The organism is Halorubrum halodurans (assembly GCF_002252985.1).
In the GTDB taxonomy this organism is placed as follows: Archaea; Halobacteriota; Halobacteria; order Halobacteriales; family Haloferacaceae; genus Halorubrum; species Halorubrum halodurans.
Genome location: NZ_NHPJ01000081.1, coordinates 47,310 through 53,309 on the forward strand (window position 1 = coordinate 47,310; position 6,000 = coordinate 53,309).

Below are 6,000 nucleotides of genomic sequence, written 5' to 3' on the forward strand. Positions count from 1 at the left end.
ACTCGCAGCGGCGTAGTGGTTAGTCGCGGCGCGCGTCGATCTCCTCGATGATCTCCGCTGCGACCGACCGGATTTCATCCAACCGGTCACGAATCACATCACGCGCTGCGATGTCGTCCTCGTCGTCCGGGTCAACCACACCGGTAGTCTTCGCGTGCTGCAACCACGCCCCGACGTACAACTCGGACCCGTCAACCTGGAACCCGAACGACCGCGCGACCGTGTACGCGACCGCTTCCGCTTCGAGCTCCTTCACCTCGTCCGGAACGTCACGCGACGGGACCGGCCCGTCGAAGTGCAGGAGTTCGTGCGCGATTTCGTGCGCGAGCGTCCGGAACGTGTCGGCCGCGGACCGGTCGCCACCGGCTACGTCTACACGGCCACCGGAGCTCGATCCGCGGACACCCGGCCGGCCGCGCCCGGTTTCCGTGACGCGAATCGCCCCGGTCCCATCGAACGCGGCGGTTTCGGCAGCGTCGCGGAGTGCATCGAACAGGTCGGCGGCACGGTCGTCGTTCCCGGTGCTGCGGTGCTGTGGTTCGAATACGTCGTCCGGGTCGGCGTCTTCGAGCGGTTCGGTCTGCGGGTATGCGAACGTGGTCGCGGTGCTGAAGTAGTACACGCCGTCGCTCCATTCCTCGCTAGGGTCGAAGTCCCAGTCGCCTGGGTCTTCGCCAGCGCGCGGGCAGTCGAGGTCCGGGCGGTTGGCGTGGTAGTTCGGGGCGTTCCCGCAGTCCGGGCACGCCGGACCGGTGACGGGGGCGAGGATCGTGAACCCGTCTGCGCCTTTCTGCACGGCGCGGCCGTGTTCGTTCTGCCAGGTCCAGAACCCGGCCCAGTGCTCGGCGTGGTCCGTCCAGTCTTCATCTCGGGCGCGGAGCTGCTGCATAAGCGCGATCTGGTTCCGGATGGAGTACCGGGATGCGCCGACTGTGGCGAGCGTGTTGAGGTACTCGGTGATTTGCCCGGTCGCGGCGGCGTTGTCTACAGCGTCGAGGAGTTCGCCTGTGAACTCGTCGACGGCGTTGTGGATGTCGTCTGCGTCGTTGATTTCGATGGGGTCTGCGGTGTCGTTGTTGGTGGTGGTGTGCTGCGTGTCGCTGAGTGTGGTTTGTGCGGTTGCCATGATGGTTACCTGTGTTGTGTTGTGAGGGTGTCGCGGGTGGCGTGGTTGGTTGCCGTCCCTGACCTTCCTCTGTATTACTTTGTAAGGCCCACATCCTTATAAACTTATTGGTGGTGGGGTTTAGTGCATGGTACACGGCACACAGGCACGCCGCGGCGGCACACAGCCTACAGTCGCGGTACTGTGCGGTGCGGTGCGGGTACCTAGCCCGGCCGCCCTACGGGCGGCCCGGCACATCTCGACGCTTTTGCGGAGCGGAGCGGTGCGGTGCGGTTGTTGTTGTTGCTGTCTGCGGTGCTGTTGCGGTGAAAGGTCGTGGCTGCGCGCGCAGCCAGTTTACTGGCGAGCACGGAGCGGTGGGTGGGGCGGCGGGGTGCGGTCGCCAGGACACACGCACACACACACCCGGCACACCGGGCCCGTGAAGACGAGTCTCGGAACACCCCGGGATCCCCGGCACGAAGACCCAGGCATCACTCCTCGGAGTTCCAGTACCGCAAGTAAAAAACAAACCAGCCCGGGACGCCGGGGTTAGTCCGTGCGTCGGATCGTGCACCCGCAACTCGTCTTCGTGACCTGCGTCCCGGATTCATCGGCAGCCCGCGTCTGCTGCTCGACCGTGTGCATCGAAACACCGTCCGTCCCGCACTTCGGGCACGTCTCGGTCCCGTCCGCGTCCTCGTCTTCACCGATCGGGTCAACGCCTTCCCAAATGTTCCGTGGTGGGTGTTGTTCGAGTCTGAATTCAACCGGGACCGTCACGTACCCGGGTTCGCGCAGCGCGCCGTCGCTTGTGAACAACGGATCGAGGGAGTTACCGTCCCACGTCCCGTTCGTCTCGGGCACGTCCAGTTCGCCGCGTGAGTCTGCGTCCCCGGCCCGGCCAGGGGAGTGATTGGTATCGATCGATTCCATGTATTCCGTGATGTTGGATTGCGCGGTTGCCATCGTTCAAACACCTGTTGGAGACGCCTCTCCGGCGCTCCTCACCGGCGCTCCCTTGGGAGCGCCGGAGAGGCGTCGGCATCGTGAACAGACGCCTGAGGAAGAAGTGCCGCGCGATAAAACCCGCAGCCCGTCGCCGTCCATCGGAGTAAGCCTACCCGCCGCGAACAGTGACCGGAGCAAGGAGACACGGGTGACCGAGCAGTCCAGTGACCCTGTGAGCACCTACTGGAGCGGAACAGGGTCACTGACCGCGCAGAGAATCCCGTGCGACGCAGCTCCGGGAACGACCGTGAGCGGCGGTCGGCTTACCCGATGGCGGCAAACCATACGCCCGGCACCCCGGCCCGCCCGCTACTGCAGGCAGGCAGGGAGCCCGGAATGGTCGGTGCCGAGGCGACGGGCAAGCGGTGACTCGCGCGGCACGTGGAACACGGTGAGGTGTGTCGACGGTTCGGAATACGTTGACTGCAGGGTAGTCCGGTAGGTGTTGTGAACTCCTGGAACGTGTCAGTGCAGTCTGTGTCCCGGGATCCCGGGTATCGAGTGTTGACTGGGTTCCGTTCGCAGCGGGGTGTGCGAGTGATGGTGAGGTGTGTTCGGTGCTCGGCATCCCGGTTCGTGTTGCGTTGGGTCGTGACATCCGGGGTGCGGTGTCGGTGTGCGTGTCGTTCTGGGTGTGCCGGTACGGTGAGTGTCCTCGTGTCCGTGGTGTGCGTGCCTGTTGGTGGTGGGTGGCGTCTGGTCGTGGCTGCGGTTGACGGGGCCGGTCGCTCGCGGTTTGAGCGACCGGTCCCCGGTTACCGGAGCGGTGGGCGGGGCGGCGGTATCGATCTGTTCAGGTTCGTGGTGTGCGGGGATGCGGATGGTAGCTCCTGGTGTGCGGGTGGACGGATCGGTAGCTCCTGGTGTGCGGGCTAGCACCCCCCCCCCTTTTATTGTTTGTTTAATGATAAGAATCCGGTCGTGGGGGTTACGCGTACCGACTCGGCTCCATCGCGTCGAAATCCTGCCGCGCATCACCAGCACCAGCACCATCACCGGACACAACAACAGCATCCGGGAGCGCACGCGACAAGTCGTCCGCGATCCCCTCGACCGTAATGCCCGCGCTAGTGAACACCCAGCGCTCCCGCGTGAAATCCCACTCGACCCATTCAGCCCGGCCCGTCCCGCGGAGTTCTTTAATCGTCTCTTTCACCTCGTACGTATCTCCAGCAACAGCAACACCATCGGCTACACGGAACACGCGCAGCGTCACTCCATCGTCGCTCCCTGTCTCCGACCGCGTCGCCGGCGACGTTGTCGTTGTCGTCTCCGACCGTGACTGCGTCTGTGACTGTGTCTGTGTCTGTGTCTGTGTCTGTGACTGTGTTCGCGGCGATCGGCGGGACTGCCGCACATCACCGAAGCCAACACGGACCGAGATCTCGGCCCCGACCGCGATGACCGGTGCAGCTGCGAGAAACGCCGCATCGACCGGTGAGAAGAACACGCCGCCGTTCGTCAGCACCACATCACCGACAGCGATTACCAGCATCGGCAGCGCAGCGGGCGCAGCAGCGAGAAATGCCGGGTTTGCAGTGAGATCAACCATCGAGTGCAGGAACGCAGCGCCAGTCAAGGTAAGCGCGAGCGCGGCGATTGGTGCGCGGAGTACGCCGGTAATCTCTCCCCCGGACCACGGAAAGCAGGCCTGGATGAGTATGGAGATGTACTCGTCGATTTCGTCGTGGTGGTGAGTGTTTCGTGTCATGGTTTCAGTGTTGTAGAGTGTTGTTAGTGTTGTTGTTGGGAGTGGTGTGTTCGTGCCGGGTTAGTCGGCGCGGCGGATTGTGCATCCGCACGTCGTTTTACCGATTTCCGTGCCTGACTCGTCTGCAGCGCGTGTCTGCTGTACAATCCACCGGATTTCGATGTTGTCACGCCCGCATTTCGGGCACGTCTCGGTGTCTGCGTCGGTGTTGTTGTCGTCTCCGTCCGTGTTGGTGGTGTCTGCGTCCGTGTCTGCGTTGGTGTCGTCGTCGTTGTCGTCGTTGTTGATGGGGTCTACGTGCGAGAGTTTGTCTTCTGTGTCTTCTTGTTCAGTGGTGAATGTGACGGGTTCGTCTACTTCTCCAGCGGGTTTGAGGCTCCCATCGTCGTCGAACAGCACGTCGATGTCGCCGTCCCAGTCGGATTCGATTTCGACCGGTTCCGTGTTGGTGGTGTCTGCGTTGTCTGCGGCGAGGTCTCCGGGTGTTTCCGGGGTGGTGTCGGTTTCTGTGGCGAATGCGGCAATCGAGGTTTGGGCAGCTCGTGTCATAGGCGTGTTGTGAGGGTGGACGTGTCGTCCCTGTCTCCCTCTGTATTACTTTGTAAGGCCCACATCCTTATAAACTTGTTGGTGGTATAGTAGTGTAGGGTTGCGTCACACGGACTACGGCGGAGCGGTGCGGTGCGGTGCGGGTACCTAGGACCGAGCGACCGTAGGGAGCGAGGGATTTATCGATCCTTTTGCGGTTGCGGTGCGGTTGCTGTTGCGGTGCGGTGTGGTTGATACGACGTGTTCTACGGGGTGACTGGTGCCGGATGGGTCTGCACACCGGGGATGTGTGGTGAGTTCCGTGGAGATTCCTGCACACCGAGTATTGTTGTCGTCACTGGCGTTTCTGCACACCAGGACGGGGTCGTGTTGATAGTCCCTGCACACCAGGACTGGTGCCGGGACGAAAGAGCACGCACACCAGGACTCGTGTCAGTGCAGTACTCCCTGCACACCAGGACCGGTGGCGGGACGAGAGAACACGCACACCAGGCACGATGTCGTCGTGTCTCTGTCCATCAAGCCGAACCGCGCGTCTGTTTCGATTGGGTTCCACGGTGAACACGCTGCCTGCCTCACACCTCGTCGTGACTCGCCGCGCGCGTTAACGCGGCGTGCCCGTGTTCCGTGTTCCGTGTGCCGTGTTATGCGGTGAGGAGTACTGCGGCGGTGAAGACGACGGTGAAGACGGTGACCGTGATGGTTGCGATGCTGAGCGTTCGCTGCAGGTTCCGTGTCCCGGCGTAGTGCACGGTGAGCGTTGTGAGTGTCCCGACGATCGGGATCGCGGTAACCCACGGTGGGAGTGTGCCGGTGCGGAGTAACGCAGTGAACAGCACGGCGATCCACACTGCGTACGCGACGTGGTACTTGTACCCGACCCATTGCGTGGCGATCCCGGGCCGGGGAATACCAGTCCCGGTCGTGGTGTCGTGGTTGAGGTCGTCGAGTGAGTACCGCCAGTCTCGGTCATCGTCGTTCCCGTGGTGTGTGCGTGTTCGTGTTTCTGATCGCATTACCGGTCACCTCGTATGTGTATGTAACACCCGGATTCTTATAAACGCTCGTGATTATCCAGCACGTATCCAGCACCCCAGAACCAGAACCAGAACCGGGACCGGGACCGGAAGCAAACTCACGGTAACTCGGACCAAGACGAGGCCCACGCAGCACACGCAGCACTCGAACCACGACTCGACTCGACTCGACCCCCCGTACCACACGCGGAGCACGGCACGAACAGACCGGCACACCGCGACCCCATTACCCCTCGAACCACGACCCCGGCACCGCACCGTCGAACCCCGGCACCCCGAGCACCCGTCACACCGCGAACACGACCGGCACCCCCAGCACCACAACACCACGCACCACACGCCCCGTGTGCCCGGCACCCATTACGCACACCGCGAACACCCCGGGCACACCAGCACCCGGCACGCACACGAACACACCTGGTACACCGGCACCGCGGTACAAGGCCACAGTGCAGCTGAAGGCAGGCCACCTGAAAGGTAGGCCTGCCTGAAGCAAACTGTGGCCGAAACACCACACACAACCCCGTGTACCCAGCACCCCGTCACGCCACGCACACACCGGGCACACCAGCACCCGGCACGCACAC

General features: G+C 63.1%; 5 protein-coding genes. All 5 read right to left on the bottom strand.

Features of this window, described 5'->3' with window-relative positions:
- Positions 1-19 precede the first annotated feature (19 nt).
- On the bottom strand, positions 20-1,126 hold the full coding sequence (locus DJ70_RS08135) for an ImmA/IrrE family metallo-endopeptidase (protein ID WP_094531818.1): 1,107 nt from the start codon (positions 1,124-1,126) through the stop codon (positions 20-22).
- Positions 1,127-1,657: 531 nt separating this feature from the next.
- Positions 1,658-2,074: a hypothetical protein gene (locus DJ70_RS08140; protein ID WP_094531820.1), complete on the bottom strand. Its 417-nt coding sequence runs from the start codon at positions 2,072-2,074 to the stop codon at positions 1,658-1,660.
- 970 nt (positions 2,075-3,044) lie between these two features.
- Positions 3,045-3,827, bottom strand: coding sequence for a hypothetical protein (locus DJ70_RS08145; RefSeq protein WP_094531822.1), 783 nt, complete (start codon positions 3,825-3,827; stop codon positions 3,045-3,047).
- Between the two features lie 60 nt (positions 3,828-3,887).
- Entirely contained in the window at positions 3,888-4,376 is a 489-nt protein-coding gene (locus DJ70_RS08150; protein ID WP_094531824.1) for a hypothetical protein, read from the bottom strand.
- Positions 4,377-5,020: 644 nt separating this feature from the next.
- Complete coding sequence (locus DJ70_RS08155; protein WP_094531826.1) at positions 5,021-5,392, bottom strand: hypothetical protein; 372 nt, start codon at positions 5,390-5,392, stop codon at positions 5,021-5,023.
- Positions 5,393-6,000: the final 608 nt, after the last annotated feature.

Coding starts and splice junctions, on each gene's coding strand:
- DJ70_RS08135 (WP_094531818.1), bottom strand. CDS start 1,126: ATGGCAACCGCACAAACCACACTCAGCGACACGCAGCACACCACCACC.
- DJ70_RS08140 (WP_094531820.1), bottom strand. CDS start 2,074: ATGGCAACCGCGCAATCCAACATCACGGAATACATGGAATCGATCGAT.
- DJ70_RS08145 (WP_094531822.1), bottom strand. CDS start 3,827: ATGACACGAAACACTCACCACCACGACGAAATCGACGAGTACATCTCC.
- DJ70_RS08150 (WP_094531824.1), bottom strand. CDS start 4,376: ATGACACGAGCTGCCCAAACCTCGATTGCCGCATTCGCCACAGAAACC.
- DJ70_RS08155 (WP_094531826.1), bottom strand. CDS start 5,392: ATGCGATCAGAAACACGAACACGCACACACCACGGGAACGACGATGAC.